We start from the raw sequence: 16,026 nt of genomic DNA, 5'->3' as shown, positions 1-16,026 counted from the left end.
CCGTCGGTCAGGGAACCTGTTAATATACCTGACTTGGCAAGTCTGACTCCACCAGATCTTTAACGCGCGGCGTCATCCGGAACGGCGCCGGACCGTTACTAGAACCATGGGGCGCGGCCCTCAGGCCGCAGCCCGCCAGCAACACAAACGACGCACACAAGAATGAACGCAACAGAACTCCGGGCCAGCCTTGGCCTCGCCGGCATCTACGCCCTGCGCATGCTGGGCATGTTCCTGATCCTGCCGGTATTCGCCCTGTACGCCCAAACCCTGGAAGGCGCGAACAACCACACGCTGATCGGCATCGCGCTGGGCAGTTACGGCCTGACCCAGGCCCTGCTGCAACTGCCGCTGGGCATGCTGTCCGACAAGATAGGCCGCAAAAAAGTGATTTACGGCGGCTTGCTGCTGTTTGCGCTGGGCAGCTTCGTCGCCGCCGGCGCGCACGACATCGCCACCCTGACCGTGGGCCGGGTCATCCAGGGCGCCGGCGCCATTTCCGCCGCCATCACCGCGCTGCTGGCGGACCTGACCCGCGAGGAAAACCGCACCAAGGCGATGGCGATGATAGGCATGTCCATCGGCACCACCTTCGCCGCCAGCCTGGTGCTGGGGCCTCTGCTGGCCAAGTACATCGGCGTCAACGGCATTTTCGCGCTCACCGGCGCGCTGTCGCTGGCGGCGTTGATTGGCGTGTGGCTGATCATTCCGGACCCGGTCAGCTCGCGTTTTCACTCGGACACCGAAGCCAACGCCAAGCGGCTGCCCGCGGTCTTGAAAGACCCGCAACTGCTGCAGCTGAACTACGGTATCTTCGCGCTGCACGCGGCGCAGATGGCGATGTTCGTCACCATTCCCTTCGCGCTGATCAAGACCGCTCACCTGGACAAGACCCAACACTGGCAGGTGTACCTGCCTGTTACGGTAATCGGCTTCCTGTTGATGGTCCCGGCCATTATCTACGGCGAGAAAAAAGCCAGGCTCAAGCAAGTGTTTGTCGGCGCCATCGCGCTGATGGCCGCCGCACAGATGGGCATGGCGATGGCGCTGGACAGCTTCTGGCAGATCGTGATCTGGCTGGGTTTGTATTTCATCGCCTTCAATATCCTGGAAGCCACGCTCCCCTCATTGATTTCCAAGATCGCTCCGGCCGATGCCAAGGGAACCGCGATTGGCGTGTATAATACCGCCCAATCCCTTGGCCTGTTCCTGGGCGCGGCGGCCGGCGGCTGGTTGTACACCCGCTTCGGCCCAGCCGGCGTGTTCGGCTTCACCAGCCTGCTGATGCTGACCTGGCTGTTGTGGTCGCTGGCCATGCGGCCGCCCAAGCCGGTGCGCTCGGTGATGTTTCACATCGGCGAGGACTGGCGGGGCGATGCCGGCGACCTGTCCCGCCAATTGGCCGGCGTGGCCGGCGTGCATGAAGCCGTGGTCGTGTTGGAAGACCGCGTGGCCTATCTGAAGGTATCGCAGCAACAGTGGGATGAAGCGACGGTGCAGCGCCTGATCGGAGCCACCTTCTGAGCCGCGGCGACAGGCCAAATATTTAGATTTTTATTCGGAGACATCGATGAACAGCATCACCTTTGACGGCCGTCTGGCCGCCGACGCCGAACTGCGCTACACCCCCAGCGGTGAGCCGGTACTGTCGTTCCGCGTAGCCAGCGACATCGGCTTTGGCGAGCGCAAGAGCACCAACTGGTTCAGCTGCCAGGTATGGGGCAAGCGCGGTGAATCGCTGAAGAATTACCTGGCCAAAGGCCAGCAGGTTACCGTTTACGGCCAACTGACCCTGCGCGAATGGCAGGACAAGGAGGGCAACAAGCGCCTGTCCCCGGACGTGCGCGTCAACGAGCTGAGCCTGCAAGGCGGCCGCAATGAGATGGGCGGCTCCGGCGGCGGCATGAGCGGAGGCGGCATGGACGACGGCTACGGCTACAACGCCCCGGCCCCGCGCCAGGAGGCCCCGGCCGCGCCCCGTCGCCAAGAGCCGCGCCCGGCGCCCAAACAGCTTGACGATATGGACGACGACATTCCGTTCTAACCGGAACCACATGTTAGATTGTTAAATTAGACTGGAAATACTCTGTGTAATCAATAGATTGCACTTGGTTTTTCCGGTCTTTTTCTTTACGCCCATAATTCACATCACCGGAACCGTGCTGCTGTCGTAAAGTCCTGTCATCTGATGAGTCAGGAGAAGTGCGGTGACCACGTTTTTCATTCGAGAAGTGCGGATGCAGTCCGGTGAACACATCCCCCTGCTCGTGTCCGGTAGCCCCCTCGGACTACCGGTTCCCATCGCAACCCGTTTTGTCCTGACCCAGTTCCGGCCAAAGGGCCTGAAAGCCAGCAGCATCCGCCAACGGCTCTCCGCCTTAGCCCTTGCTTACACTTTCTTTGCTAAGCATGGTATCCAGCTCGACGAACGGGCAGCCAAACGTCAGTTCCTAAGCCAGGAGGAGTTGGTAGCACTATCCGATTACTGTCGCCGGACGCAGAAGATTGGGACACTACGCGTAGTCGGCCCTGGCTATGCAGCGCTACGATTTCGGGTGGCTACCGATTACATTCGCTGGGTACCCGAACCCATCATTTCGCGGATCGTTGACGACTCACGCCGGGATGCCGCATTGGGAGCCCTGCAGAGCTTTCTCCAGCGCGCACGCACCGTCGACGGCGAGATGCTTCAGTCGTCCCTGGAGAGCGCCTAGGCTTCACGCCAGAGCAACGTGCACTGTTCTTACGGGTCATCGAGCCTGGCTGTTGTGACAACCCTTTCAAGCCGCAGCTCCAATTCCGTAATTACGTGATGTTGCAACTCGAGTTTGAGCTTGGCCCACGCGGCGGCGAAGTGCTCGGACTCAAGACAAGGGATGTGGACTTCAGTGTCGAGCCAGCATCGCTCACCATTCATCGCCGCCACGATGATCCGGAAGAGCCCCGCACCCCCGCACCTGCAACCAAGACTTTCGGACGCCTGCTACTCCTTGATACCAAGCTGCGTGATTTGCTTGATGAATGGATCACGCGCCACCGGGCAAATCGGCAGCAGTTTCCTGCGGCAGCCAAGCATCCATACCTCTTTGTCAATAATCGTGGCGAACCGCTAGGCAGCCGCGGTTTCCGTAAAGTCGTTGAGAAGCTACGTCGCCATTATCCGATCCTGGCCGGTCTGTGCCATCACCTTTTGCGTCATGACTGGAACGATCGCTGGGTCGAATTGAATGAGGAAGAAGGCGGTGATCCAGAAATAAGTCTGCGCGATCAAAAATATGCGATGGGCTGGAGCCCAGCTTCAACGATGCCACTCCGCTATGCCAGACGCGCCATACGGAATGCCGCCAACAAGAAACTATTGCGAATGCAGCAGAAGGGTTGGAAGAAATGAATCACTCTATGCAATCTACATTCAATTCCACCGATACCTCATCGGAAGCCGATGACCAGACGGCGGTCATTGCCCTTTCAGGTGCAAGCATCGATACCTCGGGTACACAATGGCGGTTGAGTGCGATGGAAGTGTTGAACTGGGATCTAATGCCGTTACAGCAAGGCCCCATATTAATATCCACTGAGGCGTACTTCCGAAATTTCATTCGCCGAAGCAACCCACGCTATGTTTTTGGACAATTCAATTGGCTAAAGGCATGTTTCATTGCCGCAAGTAATACAGCCACCAATATTAATGACCCCACGAAATACGACATTATATTATTTGAAGTGCTGCACAAGCACTTGAGAGAAACCGTTTCTTTAGGAACAGTTTCTAATTACCTAGACGCATACCGTCGTTGGTATCTGTGGTGCACCGATGCCCAATGCGAAGGATTCGACGAAGAAGTCGCAGCGGAACTGGAGAACCGCACCATTGGTGGCAACCTGAAAGGTGCGGCAGTATTACGCGACGATCCCGATGAGGGCCCCCTGCGTCAGGTTGAAATAGAAGCCCTGATAGCACACCTGCACCGTGCTGGTGAAACCGCCACACTGAGTATTGAGCTGCTTGCGGCAGCATGGCTGTTTATTGCTTTTGGTACAAATCCCAAAAATCTCATCCTCCTGAACGAGGAGGACTTGCTCACAACCAAGCAGGCTGACGGTAGCTTTATTTATGAGCTCCGCCTGCCACGAATCAAGAAAGGCCACGTCAATGAGCGCAGTGGTTTCAAAACCCGCTCGCTAGTACCGGAAATCGGTCAGTTACTGGAGCAATTGATCGAGCAAAATACCCGCGCTAGACGATTGGCTTTGCTAGAGCACAATCCAATTCGCTTTGCCCAGTCGCTATTCCGACGTGAAGTCCCTAAAGAGGCTCTTCTGGACACTGACTTCGAATCCGATGCATATCGCAGAGATAACCAATGGTTCAATAATGCACTCTACCTTATCGTAACCACTCTTGATCTCAAATCGGCAGCTGGAGGACCACTCCACCTGACCCCTCGCCGCTTGCGCTATACCTTCGCAACCCGACTGGTACAGGAAGGGGCCTCCCCTATGGAGCTGGCCGAGGCACTGGATCACACCGACCTCCAGCACGTCATGGTGTATTTCAATACACGTTCGGATGTTGTCGTGCGCCTCGACAAGGCCTTGGCGCTACGATTAGCCCCTGTGGCGCAGGCATTCATGGGCATGCTGATCCCCTCGGAAAGCGAAGCACCCCGCGGCAATGACCCCGCCAGTCGTATCAAATTCTTGGACCACAATGATCATCAATTGAAAAACATCGGCACCTGTGGCAGTTTTGGATTTTGCGGCTTATCGGCACCCATCGCTTGCTATACGTGCTTTAAATTTCAAGCTTGGCACGATGCACCACATGAAGCAGTACTGGATTGGCTTATTGCTGATCGAGATGCGCATCTTTCACGTGGTGCAGATCCAAAAATGACTCAAATGCATGACACCACCATTCGCGCTGTCGCTCAGGTAGTTCTGCAATGCCAAATGTCCCGCAACATGGAGGATGATCGATGAAATTTCAAACAGCAGCGCATAAGGCGGCCGAGCTCAACTTGGTAAAGTTTATCGACACTTCCCGCTCCAATATTCCTTTTGGCCCAATCCATTGGGATGCCATGTACTGGGAAGTGCCAAAAAAATCACGAGCCAGTAGTGGTCGCAAGATTGAACGAATTTGGTTCAATGCCAATTTCGCCACAAAAACTACAGCAAAAAACGCGGAACCATTTCCAGAGCCTTTTTCTTCATTCGTGAAATCTTTTATTTGCTACCGGGAGAGCCATGCGAAAAAAGGATTGGCGACATTGGATCATATGGTCGCAATACGTGCCCAGCGCTACCTGCTCGAGGCACTAAGGGATAGAGGAAATACACCGACGGCATTGGTTCCTGCGGACTTTGATAACGCCATCAACCGTTGCTTGCAGTCGGAGCAGCACTCCTCAGCTTATCGCATTGGCATCAAACTTTCGGAAATAGCCAAGCTACTAGACAAGCATCGCCTGGTTCCTATACGGATTGATTGGAAAAATCCGGTGCCACGCAATAGCGACGCTAGTGGCGCCATCGGGGCTCGAGTGGGCAAGGAATTTAACGAACACCGCAACCGCAAACTACCATCTGAAGAAGTAATGAATGCCCTGGCGGACATCTCCAATAGAAAGGATTTGGAAGATCGTGATCTGTTGCGTCAACGAGCAATCGATCTGCTTGTCTGTGGAGGATTTCGCATCAACGAATTGTTGACCATACCCCGTGAATGTTGGCGGGAAGAACAACTGAAGGATACGAATAACGTCCCGCTGCTTGACCAGAACGGAAAACTCGCAGTGCGATGTGGAATACGTTACATCCCAGAAAAAGGGGGGCACACCGAGACGCAAACCAAATGGCTGCCAACCGTCATGGTGGATGTGGCCAAGCGGGCAATTAATGACATTCAACGCATTACCGAACCATTTTGGGCCATCGCTCAGTTTATCGCGAGCAATCCGAATAGAACTTTGCTACCTGAACCATGGCATTCGACGCCGCCCGGCTCTCTATTCAGTATGGATGAAGTTGCACAAATCGTCGGCCTCGCAAATCATACATCAGCCAGACTGTTCGTCAAAACAACTAATCTACCATTAGTTAAAAAGCAAGGAAAAGAGCGCTTAATCCAAGCTATCGCTAAAAGCGACTTAGAATTTTATCTCGCTTTGCAGTCCGGGCAACAAGATATTTTCCCGCAAGGACAAGGGCACTATGGTCTGTCTGAGTGTCTATTTGTGGTAGGCATTAATTTCCTGGGGTCACAAAGAGGAACATTGAATGGTACGGCAACACTGCTAACCGATGGACAGATCAGTGACTATATCGTGGGTCGCAATATGGGCTTATCGATTTTTGACAGATTAGGCTATTACGAAAAAAATGGTGAACCACTCATGGTCACCTCACATCAGTTTCGCCACTGGCTGAATACCTTGGCTAACGAAGGGGGGCTCTCTCAGCTAGAAATCGCACGCTGGATGGGCCGAAAGGATATCAGGCAAAATTCAGCCTACAATCACATGACCGGGGTACAACTCGCAGCAAGCATTCATAATAAACTACAAAATATTGAAATAAAAGGATTAATGCAGGACACCATCATTCGCATTAAAGACCCGGTAAGACGTGACGAATTTATCAGCTCATTGACAACTACAGCACACGTAACCGATCTAGGGATTTGCCTACACGATTGGTCAGCCCTCCCCTGCCCGAAGCATCGGTCTTGCATGACATGTGATGAACACTTAGTTGACAAAGGAAATGAAGATCAGAAGATTCGTGCCCTTGCCCTGAAACAGGATACAGAAGTACTGCTAAATCTGGCGGAGTCTGCAGAGGAAGTACAGGCCTACGGAGTAAATAATTGGCTTGAGCACCAAAAAATTGCACTTAGCCGACTGGATACCATCATTAACTTGCATAACGATCAAAATATACCGGACGGCACGCTAATTCATTTAGGCGATCCAAAACCTTCTATTTCAGTAGAAACGGAATAAACATGCCGCTTCGAAAGTCTGCTCAGCGACGACACTTGACCGAACGACAAATATTGCACATTGCCACCCTGATTAAAGAGTGGGCAAACCCAACTCCGCCGACATGGGAAAAAATAGTTAGCCTTGTCGCGCAGGAGTTACATCACCAATGGAGCCGACAAACTCTTCAGTCACATCCACAGATCAAGCAGGCGTATGAAAATAAGATTGCGGCCTGTCGTTCTCAACTCAAAACCGGAAAAAAACCTCCACAGCGCCTACCAGAGCACATTGTGCTTGAGCAGAAGTTGGAGCAATTGAAGAATGAAAATGAAGAACTGCAAGCCAGGTTGCATGAATACGATGAGCTGCTATTGTGTTATTTAGGCAATGCTATTCGTTATGGTGTTACTCAAGAGCAATTGGAGCACCCCCTCACTCCCCCATCCCGCCAACAGACAGACCCGCTTTTGAAAAACAGCCAGCATAAGCAGAGGAAAGGTAAAAACTCCTGAGGCTGATTCCAATTTACACAGAGTATCCTCCTGACAGTAGTGACGACAAGCAGCATTGCCCTACCCACCAAATCGCCCCGGCTACTGTAGGCAATCCTACCCTACAGTTGACGACTTCGTTGTGCAGGCGGGCACGCAATGGTCGGTGGCTGACTGCTTTGTAAGTCGTTGCTGCCCCAGTCTTGCCAAGGCCAAGCAACCGGTATTCTCATACGACGGCTACTTCTTATTTTGTAAAGCCAACTTGCTACATATTTCGTCGACCCAGCGGCGCACCCAAGCCCGATCCTCCCCGCTGAGTTCATTCAATTTTTCCACTAAGTCTTGGGCCTGATCGACAGACCTTCCAGAACTGGAGCGGATCAAGCTGGCAATAGGTACCGCTAAGACATCCGCGATGTGCATTAACCGCGATAAGGAAGGTAACGTTACCCCTCGCTCTAGCCGACTGATGCTCTCCTGCTCCACACCGATAACGTCTGCCAACTTCTCTTGCGTCAGCCCTTTTGCACGCCTTGCATCTGCAATTGATCGCCCAAGACTTCTGGCAAATTCCCTCTCATTCTGTCCAGTCACTGAAACGACGCCTGATGTCTGTTAACCACAAGAATGGTGGTCTTATCGGCGCATTCTGTTAACATCTCACAATGTGGCATTGCCACCTATAGTGTTCTATTTTTTGTGAGACGCACAACGAGAGTGTGTTGCGCGGCCAATCAAAGGAATTACTGATGTTGTTAACCACGCCCAGTTGGGCAGAGGAACAGCCCACGCGGCGACGGTTGGTTCAACCCTACCTACCCTGGCGCTGCGTTGGGGTTTCCTCTGAGTCGCCCTGTTTCTTGGTCGAGTGTCGCCACGATCAGCGAGATGAACGGGATTTGCTGAATAGCTTCTTGGTGCCGTCGCCCGAACATTTGTTCGAGATAGTCCGCCAATTGTGTAACGGAACCTACCGGGTGTATCGGCTGCATATGTCAGGTGGAGGCGACGAGGTTAGTCGACTTGAACTGATCCACTCCATCAGAAGTTACCGTGTCAACGGAGTGACTTGGTTCTGCCACTTCGGAGTTGACGGGGTTGCTCAGCCTTGCCAGCCTTGGCAACCCAGACCGGAAGCCCCTGCCGAGTGGTTTACCGAATGGACTTGTGAGCCGGTACTGGATGTTCCCGTTGTCTATGAACCGCCCCATGATTGCCTCTGTCAGCCTTGATCCCCATGTGCTTGTGCAGTAGCGCTACTGATCAAGAATCGGCAGTTCCTCCCTTTCTCCTTCATTGTTGATTCAGGAATTTCTCATGAGTCTGATTGCCAATACTTTCCGAGCTATGATGTGTGCTGCTTTGCCTGCCCTAGCTCAAGCGGCTGAACTTCCATGGTGCATGTTGCCGACACCTGACTGGGTTGAACTAGCATATGAAAACGAAGGAAAACAGCCGCAAGGTGTGAAGCATATGGTTGAAACGCTGTACGAAACAGGATTCAAGCCAAATGTCGGCTTACTGAGGAAGAAAAAAAAGATTTGGCAGGACAAGTACGACTTTGACGCTCACGGCCGGCTGATTCGTAGGAGCCGGGAGGGTGGTCAACCAGACCAGTTTGGCTACAACACACAAGGACGTCTAACGACCTATCTAAACCAGCCCGTGACCTATCAGGACGACTACCATTACACCATCAATGGCGGTGATCGGCTGGACTCTGAAGCCGTAACAGTGTCCCAACTCGGCGATGGAAAGTGGCAGAAAACCTCGATTACTACCGCTGTCTATGATCCGAGTCGTCGTTATAAGGTGGGAGAACGAGAAATAGCGATGTATGGACGAGACTGCCAGTTGGAGTCTCGCCAGTGGGAAATGACACCTGGGCCTGGTGGCGGCCCTTTGCAAGTCGAGACCATAACAGGGCTGCATACATTGAATCGGCGCCTGCAAATTCGCTCGTCTTGGCTACGTGCTCCACTGTCCGATGGCAACTGGCAACAGAGTACTTTCACTGAGGTGTTTATCGACGGCCAATGGCAGCGTTGGGCGGCGACACCATCCTCGATCAAGGAGTACACCCCACAAGGTAAAATCCGCTCCGAGCATGAGGTCGATAAGCAAGGCCAAGTCAATTTGCGTCAGGTTTACACTTTTCTAACGGACCGCCGCGGCAACAACACGCGTAAAGTTCTGGTGCAGGAGTACGATGTGCATAAAGACGGTTCCTTTGGTGCCATGATTTGGGAACGAAAGTACATCTACTATTAATTACGTTCAGGTCAACGTTGCGTTAAAAAATCCCAATAGTTAGAAAAATCTTTCAAGCAACAGCAAGTAAATAACATCACGAAAGCATGGCAAACAGGACCGCACAGCACTTGATGCAAACAGCTCCACATGGGCTGCCAATCGATATCGGCATGTTACGTGACTTCGGTGTCTACCCTGCGCAGGCGACCTACATGGTAAAAGCCGGCAGGCTGCAGCGGCTTTCACATGGGATCTACTACTCGCAGGGGACCGGCTATGAATAAATGATATTACCGCTTAGATATATTGCCAGTGAGCCCGACAAACGGATTGGCAAACGGGTTTCGCAAGCAGCCAGTAAATATCGAGGCCCTTCGGAAAGAAGCCCGTGTCCAAGCCATTAGCCCTGCTCGAACCGGCGCAGATTGCTATGGTGGTGCAACGGCTGATGCGTGAGGCCCCCAGAAGTCAGCCCATGGATTCCCGTTTACTACGAGATCTAGGGGTAAGCGTCCCGCTGGCTTTACAGCTGGTTAAGCTGGGGTGGCTATATCGGCTGTCGGTGGGTGCCTATCTATTGACCGGCGATGCCCCCTCCCCAGAGGGTACCATCGCGTATCTGAGCCGGCGTATCTCCGGCCTTCATGTGGGGGGCAAAACGGCGCTTGATTGGCAAGGAGTTCGCCATAACGTCATGTTCAGGGAGCGGCTCGTCCTGTGGGGGCAGGCCCATTACCCGTTTCCTGCCTGGATACGAAATGTCACGCTCTATGACTACCAAACTACCCGGCTATTCGACGATGGGGTGCCCTATGGAAAATGGCTAAAGCCTGTACCTGGTCGACACCCCGATGTAATGGTGTCACTTCCTGAGCGGGCCCTTGTTGAGTTGGTCAGCCAACTGGGACGGGGGCAATCACTAGAAGAGGTTCGAAACCTGATGCTGACGATGCGCAACCTAAGGAGGACCATTCTTGACGAGATGCTCGAGCACTGCACAAAAGTGACCGTGGTCAGGATGGTTTGCAAACTGCGCCGCGAGTCAGGGTATGACTGGGCGCGAGGCTTGTAGAAATTGCTCGAGTAGATCACACCATCAAAAAGCTGACCTAGTTATTCCGATGAAGGTCCGGGCTGTAGCGGAAGCCCTCCTTCTATTAAGGCAGGAGCCAACCCTACAGCTTGCGATTTACCGGCCATTTAATGCTAAATTCATAACAGATCATAACCAGCGTGAGCAGCGAGTCCCCACGCCTCATATAAGAGCAATTTGTAAAGGAATCGATGAGATGGTGGTTTTCCTCGACTGCGAGTTTACTGACTTCATTGATATCGAGCTAATCAGCATTGCGCTGGTGACAGAAGATGGCCGAGAGCTGTACATCGAGCGAAGCGACTTTGGTGTAGAGCGCTGCAGCGCGTTTACCCGAGAAGCAGTACTGCCGCGGCTTGCTCGGCCCGGCGTACCAGTCCTGGACCGGGATCGGCTGCGCCAAGTCATCAAGCAATGGTTTGCAGAACTATCTGAAGCGGTCACACTCGCCTGTGATCATCAGGTCGACTATGAACTGCTTATTGATGCGCTTGATGGCAGCTTACCTGCCAACTTAACGTCACGGCTGGATCTGAGTCAGTTGGAAGCTCCGTTTCATCGCACGGTCTCCGCCTACCATGCAGTGCCAGGCCAAGCTTGGCACCATGCTTTGCATGATGCACGCGCTTTTCTTGCCGCTTGGCGAGCCCATGCTGGCCATCTTCACTTACCATACCAATGCTAATTGGCTCACAATCGATGAAGTAAACTCAGTTTCCAAGAAACCTGATCTGCCCCTCCAGCCATACCTGAGTATTCGCATGAATTCCGCCAGCAATTCTTAGGTACGATCAAAGGCGTCGGGCGAATCTACCAGCAGACCTTCGTCGATTCCTACAGCAACGTAGCCTGTGCCAAGCAGTACACCACCAAGACACCGAGTATCGGAACGGATCTGCTCAACGACCGAGTCCTGCCGTTTCTTGCTGAGCATTAGATGGGCGTACTGCGCATCCTGACCGAGTGCGGTACTCACCACTACAATACAGAACCAACCCTCCAGGGAAAGATGTGATGCGGCCGTACGCCGTTGCAAACCTTTATCGAAGGCAAATCGGAATCGAGGAAAAAGGTCAACAAGCTAAATTGATCTGACAATCGGCCGCCGTCAAACCGAGAGGCTGTCAGATCAAGCCTGAACTTCTACAATTAAAGTGGTGCCATTCAGCTTTGTTCATTTTGCAACTTTATCACAAAACAGCCAAGCATTTTTGGCACCACAACGTATTGTTGAGTTTACTTAACTAAATCATATTTCGGACTTGGGCCATACTGATTCGTTCCTGCTTCCGAATCAAAAAAAGCAAAAACAAAGGGGACTATAGGCACCCACACCCACCAACCACTACGGCCTACATCGTGAAGTCTACGAATAAAAGCACTGAATGAGGCAAAATACAAAGGAAGGCAAATAAAAAGCGTAATAACACCGCCAATTTCCTGTGAAGCTAGGGCAGACAATGCAATCGCCTGTGAAACCAAAGAAATCAACATGATTGCTACACCTGAAAACAACGTATAATACCAAAATTCTTTCCGCCTGGCTCGCCCGTTAAAATTTGCAAAATTTTTTAGTGCAAAAACAAACCAACCGAATGAGCTCAAATCACGACCTAGGTTTTGACTTACAACAACTTTATTTGTCACGACACTCTCCATCTATTACGCAAACAATACACTTCTGATCGGCAAAAACAATCTAAAATATGCCTTCCAATATGGTGCATATCAAAAAGTCTTCACCACACCAAGAAACCAAGGGCACAATATAGTCAGTTGTGAAAAATATTTCCATATATTATTTTCGAAAAAACACAGGTTATGTTTCACATATCATTCCGTTACGCCAAGCTGAAGGCGGCTTGATCTGTTCCCCTTAGGCCTTACCAATCAAAAGTAGAGAGAAGTCCGTCACTGAAGGAGAATGACGGACATGAAGAAGAGCAGATTCACCGAAGAACAGATCATTGGCTTTCTCAAGCAGGCCGAACTGGGCATGGCCATCAAAGAGGTCTGCCGGCAGGGCAGTTTCTCCGAGGCCACCTTCTATATTAAGTGGCGCAGTAAATACGGCGGCATGAATGTCTCCGAGCTTCAGCGCGCCCGAGATCTGGAGGCCAAGAACGCCCGTCTCAAGAAGTTGCTGGCCGAGGCCCATCTCGACATTGAAGCCCTCAAGGTCGCCTTCGGGGTAAAGCGTTAGCCCCGCAGGCCAAGCGGCAGGCCATTAGCGTGATGTTGAGCAGTGGATTAACGCTCTCAGAGCGCCGCGCCAGCCGGCTTGTGGGACTCTCCCGAGATGCCTGGCGGCATCCGCCACAGGCGGATGCGCTGACGTATCAGCTGACGGCTCGCATCGTCAACATCGCGCAGACACGCCGCCGTTTTGGCTACCGGCGGGTGCATGATCTGCTGCGTCACGAATTCCCTGGCATCAATCACAAACGGGTTTACCGCTTGTACCGCGAGCAGGGCCTGGCCGTCAGGCGACACAACCGCCGGCGCAAGCTCACTGGCGTGCGTACGCCACTGCAGGCGGCCACGCAGTTGAACGAGGTGTGGAGCATGGATTTTGTCAGCGACCAGTTAGCCTGTGGCCGACGCTTGAAATGCCTGACGGTAGCCGATGACTTCAGCCACGAGGCGGAGCAGGTTGCGGTAGATTTCTCGATGTCTGGCCAATACGTCACGCGCATGCTGGATCAGGTAGCGCAATTTCGCGGCTATCCGTTGGCAGTCAGGACGGATAATGGGCCAGAGTTCACCAGTCGTGTGTTTATGGGGTGGGCGCGAACGCATGGTATCCGGCACATTCTGATTCAGCCGGGTCGACCGATGCAGAATGGTTACGTTGAAAGTTTCAACGCCAGATTCCGCGATGAGTGCCTGAATGAACATGTCTTCGATTCGTTGGCAGAAGCGCGGCAGATCATTGCGGCTTGGCGGGACGACTACAACCAGGTTCGCCCACACGGTTCGATTGGCCGCATACCACCAGCAGTGTTTGCGGCACGCTATCGCCAGCAGCGGACCACCGAACTATCAAGCAGTACCACTACCATGCAAACCTAGGACTTCTCTCCTTATCGCTGGTATGGCTGGAGGGGGCAGATCAGGCTCGCTTACAGATAACCCATGCTAGCAATAAAAAATCTAAAGACCAACACAGAAATAACAATTGCATAGGCAGAGGATGCATAGATTACTCCTATTCTAGCCACCCAACCCAATGGTTTATTTTTTACTATTGAAATGGCTGCCATGATTAAGCCAATTATGGAAAAAAGCAGCGACACTCCAAAATGAGAACCATCAAAGCTAGCATAAAGACCAAGAGTGGTTATAGGATAAACAACAGAAAAAAAACTTATAAAAAAAGAAATAATTGCACACCACATATCGAAAAAATCCTTTTCATATATTTTCAAACATCCTGAATCATCCTCGCTTTCCTAGATACCACGAAAGCCTCACACTAGCTTTGAGAAAGAGGAGTCATGAGCAACTGGCGCCCCTCTAAGCATTCAAGATTGAAGCCTTCAAATAGGTAACAAAGCGCGGCGTTACCGTTTAGAGAAATTGCCCCCTAAACATCTTATCAAAATAAGATCAAACAGAAATATTACTATTGATAACTAAAGTATGAGCAGCCTTGCCCACTTAATGTATCCGAGTCAAAATAGATGCCAGAAAATTTACATACAACTATCGCACCTCATTACGCATGGGCACATGTTTTATTCTATAAAACCGCTTTCAAATCCTAAACTGATCACTCTCCACGCTAAAAAAAGCGCGCATATGAATATGCGCGCAAAGCCGTGGAGGAGAAACAAAGATCACGCACTACTTTTCACTACAATAACTTATTACCGCACGAATCTCCTTGAAGCAAAGATTACAGAAACCCCATAAATTAATATACCAAAGTTGAAAGAACTTGCTTGCCCATCTCGGCATATTTTTTCTTCATATCTTCTGTCACATTAAACGTTGATATTAGTAGCTTTCCATCGAGACTAGATATCTGCATGACATTAAAAATATTAACATCATCGCCCGCAGGTGTAGTCATTTCTAGGCGCATCATTTTCTTGCCATTCACTTCTACATCTTTTACAACTGGAGAATATGCGCTCATTTGATTTTGCAATGCTTCTGCCAGCATGGGCAACTGCTCTTCTTTGGCCGATGTATTTGTCAAATTAAAAGCAAACGAGACTTTACCGTCCACCTCAGCATCAAACCACGCTTCTTGAGGTCTATTACTCGTTGCTGGATATTTAACGTCTAAAATGGACTGGGGCATCTTTGTAAATTTTTTAGGCATGGCTACTTCTGCCTTGCCGTTTAAAATAGCAACCCCCTTTTGGTTGTTTTCAGCACCAGCATTGCTAGCATTTATTTTTTTGGTATCGTTTTTACTTACATCACCACTACAAGCAGCAAGAGTAAAAGCAGATACCATGCCCACTAAAGCCAAGACAAAGCGCAAACTCATTTACTGACCCTATTCACAGTTATATTTAAAAAAGGCATGGTCTCAAAAAAGCACCGCTGACGATGATAAATAATCACACTGCCTGGCTCAATAGAAAATTTTAGAAAGTGCTATAAAAAATGCCTACCAGGCACACACACCCATCAAGCATCTATCGGACTATCTCTACGACTCTGACAACCCATTTCTGTATCGACACTTTGGCAGCCCATTGATCGCCAACCCTATTGCCACACCTAAAACCACTGTTGAATTAATACAAAAAAGCCCACTTATTAGTTATTCCCCCCAAGAAGGAATACATAGTTAGCGGATAAAGAGCTTTCTTACCTCAAAAATGCCCCTTGAAGGGGCATTTTTTTTGCCTTTGTTTTGTCATAGCTATACCCTATTTAGACCCGCTAACAAAACCTCTTGATGTCAGATGCGTATGCCCGCATTTGGCGAAGATGAAACGGAAAGTCGTCAGTCAGAAGCTCTGGAAGTCATTGCAACCACTACTTCCTCCACCACCGCGTTCCCGCCGGGGTGGGCGGCCGCGGTTGGATGATTTTGCCGCCCTCAACGGCATCTTGTTTGTTCTCACTACCGGCATTCCTTGGGAGGACCTCCCACAGGAACTCGGTTTTGGCAGCGGTATGACCTGCTGGCGAAGACTGCGCGATTGGCAAGCGCTAGGCATTTGGGACCGCCTAC

17 protein-coding genes and 1 pseudogene are annotated in these 16,026 nt (G+C 51.4%); 14 read left to right on the top strand and 4 right to left on the bottom strand.

Going from position 1 to position 16,026, the window contains the following annotated elements; genetic code table 11:
- The first annotated feature begins 162 nt into the window (after positions 1–162).
- The 7 genes from BR71_RS17795 (at position 163) to BR71_RS24315 (ending at position 7,501) form a co-directional block, all read left to right on the top strand.
- A complete protein-coding gene (locus tag BR71_RS17795) occupies positions 163–1,524 on the top strand; it encodes an MFS transporter (RefSeq protein WP_043640701.1) in 1,362 nt (453 codons plus the stop codon).
- A 46-nt stretch (positions 1,525–1,570) separates the two neighbouring features.
- Complete coding sequence (locus tag BR71_RS17790) at positions 1,571–2,044, top strand: single-stranded DNA-binding protein (protein WP_019102147.1); 474 nt, start codon at positions 1,571–1,573, stop codon at positions 2,042–2,044.
- 163 nt (positions 2,045–2,207) lie between these two features.
- Complete coding sequence (locus tag BR71_RS17785; RefSeq protein ID WP_043640698.1) at positions 2,208–2,714, top strand: hypothetical protein; 507 nt, start codon at positions 2,208–2,210, stop codon at positions 2,712–2,714.
- A complete protein-coding gene (locus BR71_RS23770) occupies positions 2,633–3,391 on the top strand; it encodes a tyrosine-type recombinase/integrase (protein ID WP_341860355.1) in 759 nt (252 codons plus the stop codon). The genes BR71_RS17785 and BR71_RS23770 overlap by 82 nt, the downstream gene beginning before the upstream one ends.
- A complete protein-coding gene (locus BR71_RS17780; protein WP_081862725.1) occupies positions 3,388–4,983 on the top strand; it encodes a tyrosine-type recombinase/integrase in 1,596 nt (531 codons plus the stop codon). Before BR71_RS23770 ends, BR71_RS17780 begins: the two co-directional genes overlap by 4 nt.
- Positions 4,980–7,007 carry a hypothetical protein gene (locus BR71_RS24320; RefSeq protein ID WP_156039031.1) on the top strand — a complete coding sequence of 676 codons (2,028 nt, stop codon included), beginning with the start codon at positions 4,980–4,982 and terminating at the stop codon, positions 7,005–7,007. The genes BR71_RS17780 and BR71_RS24320 overlap by 4 nt, the downstream gene beginning before the upstream one ends.
- 35 nt (positions 7,008–7,042) lie before the next feature.
- Positions 7,043–7,501: a hypothetical protein gene (locus BR71_RS24315; RefSeq protein WP_156039030.1), complete on the top strand. Its 459-nt coding sequence runs from the start codon at positions 7,043–7,045 to the stop codon at positions 7,499–7,501.
- 219 nt (positions 7,502–7,720) lie between these two features.
- On the opposite strand, the gene BR71_RS23765 is transcribed toward BR71_RS24315, so the two are convergent.
- Positions 7,721–8,077 (bottom strand): helix-turn-helix domain-containing protein, encoded by a 357-nt coding sequence (locus tag BR71_RS23765; RefSeq protein WP_043640689.1) that lies wholly within the window; start codon positions 8,075–8,077, stop codon positions 7,721–7,723.
- Between the two features lie 723 nt (positions 8,078–8,800).
- Between BR71_RS23765 and BR71_RS17765 the strand changes: the two genes are divergently transcribed.
- The 5 genes and pseudogenes from BR71_RS17765 to BR71_RS24860 form a co-directional block, all read left to right on the top strand.
- Positions 8,801–9,754, top strand: a complete 954-nt coding sequence (locus tag BR71_RS17765) for an RHS repeat domain-containing protein (protein WP_081862724.1) — start codon at positions 8,801–8,803, stop codon at positions 9,752–9,754.
- Positions 9,755–9,840: 86 nt separating this feature from the next.
- Positions 9,841–10,020, top strand: coding sequence for a type IV toxin-antitoxin system AbiEi family antitoxin domain-containing protein (locus BR71_RS25145; protein ID WP_043640683.1), 180 nt, complete (start codon positions 9,841–9,843; stop codon positions 10,018–10,020).
- 104 nt (positions 10,021–10,124) lie between these two features.
- A complete protein-coding gene (locus BR71_RS17755; protein ID WP_052370779.1) occupies positions 10,125–10,808 on the top strand; it encodes a type IV toxin-antitoxin system AbiEi family antitoxin domain-containing protein in 684 nt (227 codons plus the stop codon).
- 217 nt (positions 10,809–11,025) lie between these two features.
- A complete protein-coding gene (locus tag BR71_RS24310) occupies positions 11,026–11,514 on the top strand; it encodes a hypothetical protein (RefSeq protein ID WP_156039029.1) in 489 nt (162 codons plus the stop codon).
- Positions 11,515–11,607: 93 nt separating this feature from the next.
- Positions 11,608–11,763: pseudogene (locus BR71_RS24860) on the top strand (IS481 family transposase); the annotation flags it as partial.
- A 302-nt stretch (positions 11,764–12,065) separates the two neighbouring features.
- On the opposite strand, the gene BR71_RS23760 reads toward BR71_RS24860, so the two are convergent.
- Complete coding sequence (locus BR71_RS23760; RefSeq protein ID WP_162179230.1) at positions 12,066–12,476, bottom strand: DUF805 domain-containing protein; 411 nt, start codon at positions 12,474–12,476, stop codon at positions 12,066–12,068.
- Positions 12,477–12,762: 286 nt separating this feature from the next.
- Here BR71_RS23760 and BR71_RS17735 point away from each other — a divergent pair.
- A protein-coding gene (locus BR71_RS17735; protein ID WP_425265951.1) for an IS3 family transposase occupies positions 12,763–13,901 on the top strand; the annotation gives its coding sequence in 2 pieces (ribosomal slippage) (positions 12,763–13,021 and positions 13,021–13,901; 1,140 coding nt in all).
- Positions 13,902–13,951: 50 nt separating this feature from the next.
- Here the strand turns inward: BR71_RS17735 and BR71_RS24305 are convergent.
- On the bottom strand, positions 13,952–14,227 hold the full coding sequence (locus BR71_RS24305; protein WP_156039027.1) for a hypothetical protein: 276 nt from the start codon (positions 14,225–14,227) through the stop codon (positions 13,952–13,954).
- Positions 14,228–14,745: 518 nt separating this feature from the next.
- On the bottom strand, positions 14,746–15,330 hold the full coding sequence (locus BR71_RS24300) for a hypothetical protein (RefSeq protein WP_156039026.1): 585 nt from the start codon (positions 15,328–15,330) through the stop codon (positions 14,746–14,748).
- 449 nt (positions 15,331–15,779) lie between these two features.
- On the opposite strand from BR71_RS24300, the gene BR71_RS23755 reads away from it, so the two are divergent.
- On the top strand, positions 15,780–16,026 hold a 247-nt coding region (locus BR71_RS23755; protein WP_156038828.1), incomplete at its 3' end, for a transposase.

It is taken from the genome of Chromobacterium haemolyticum DSM 19808 (assembly GCF_000711885.1).
Taxonomy (GTDB): Bacteria; Pseudomonadota; Gammaproteobacteria; order Burkholderiales; family Chromobacteriaceae; genus Chromobacterium; species Chromobacterium haemolyticum.
The sequence above is the reverse complement of the archived record's forward strand: the minus strand, read 5'-3'. Positions and strand labels throughout refer to the sequence as shown.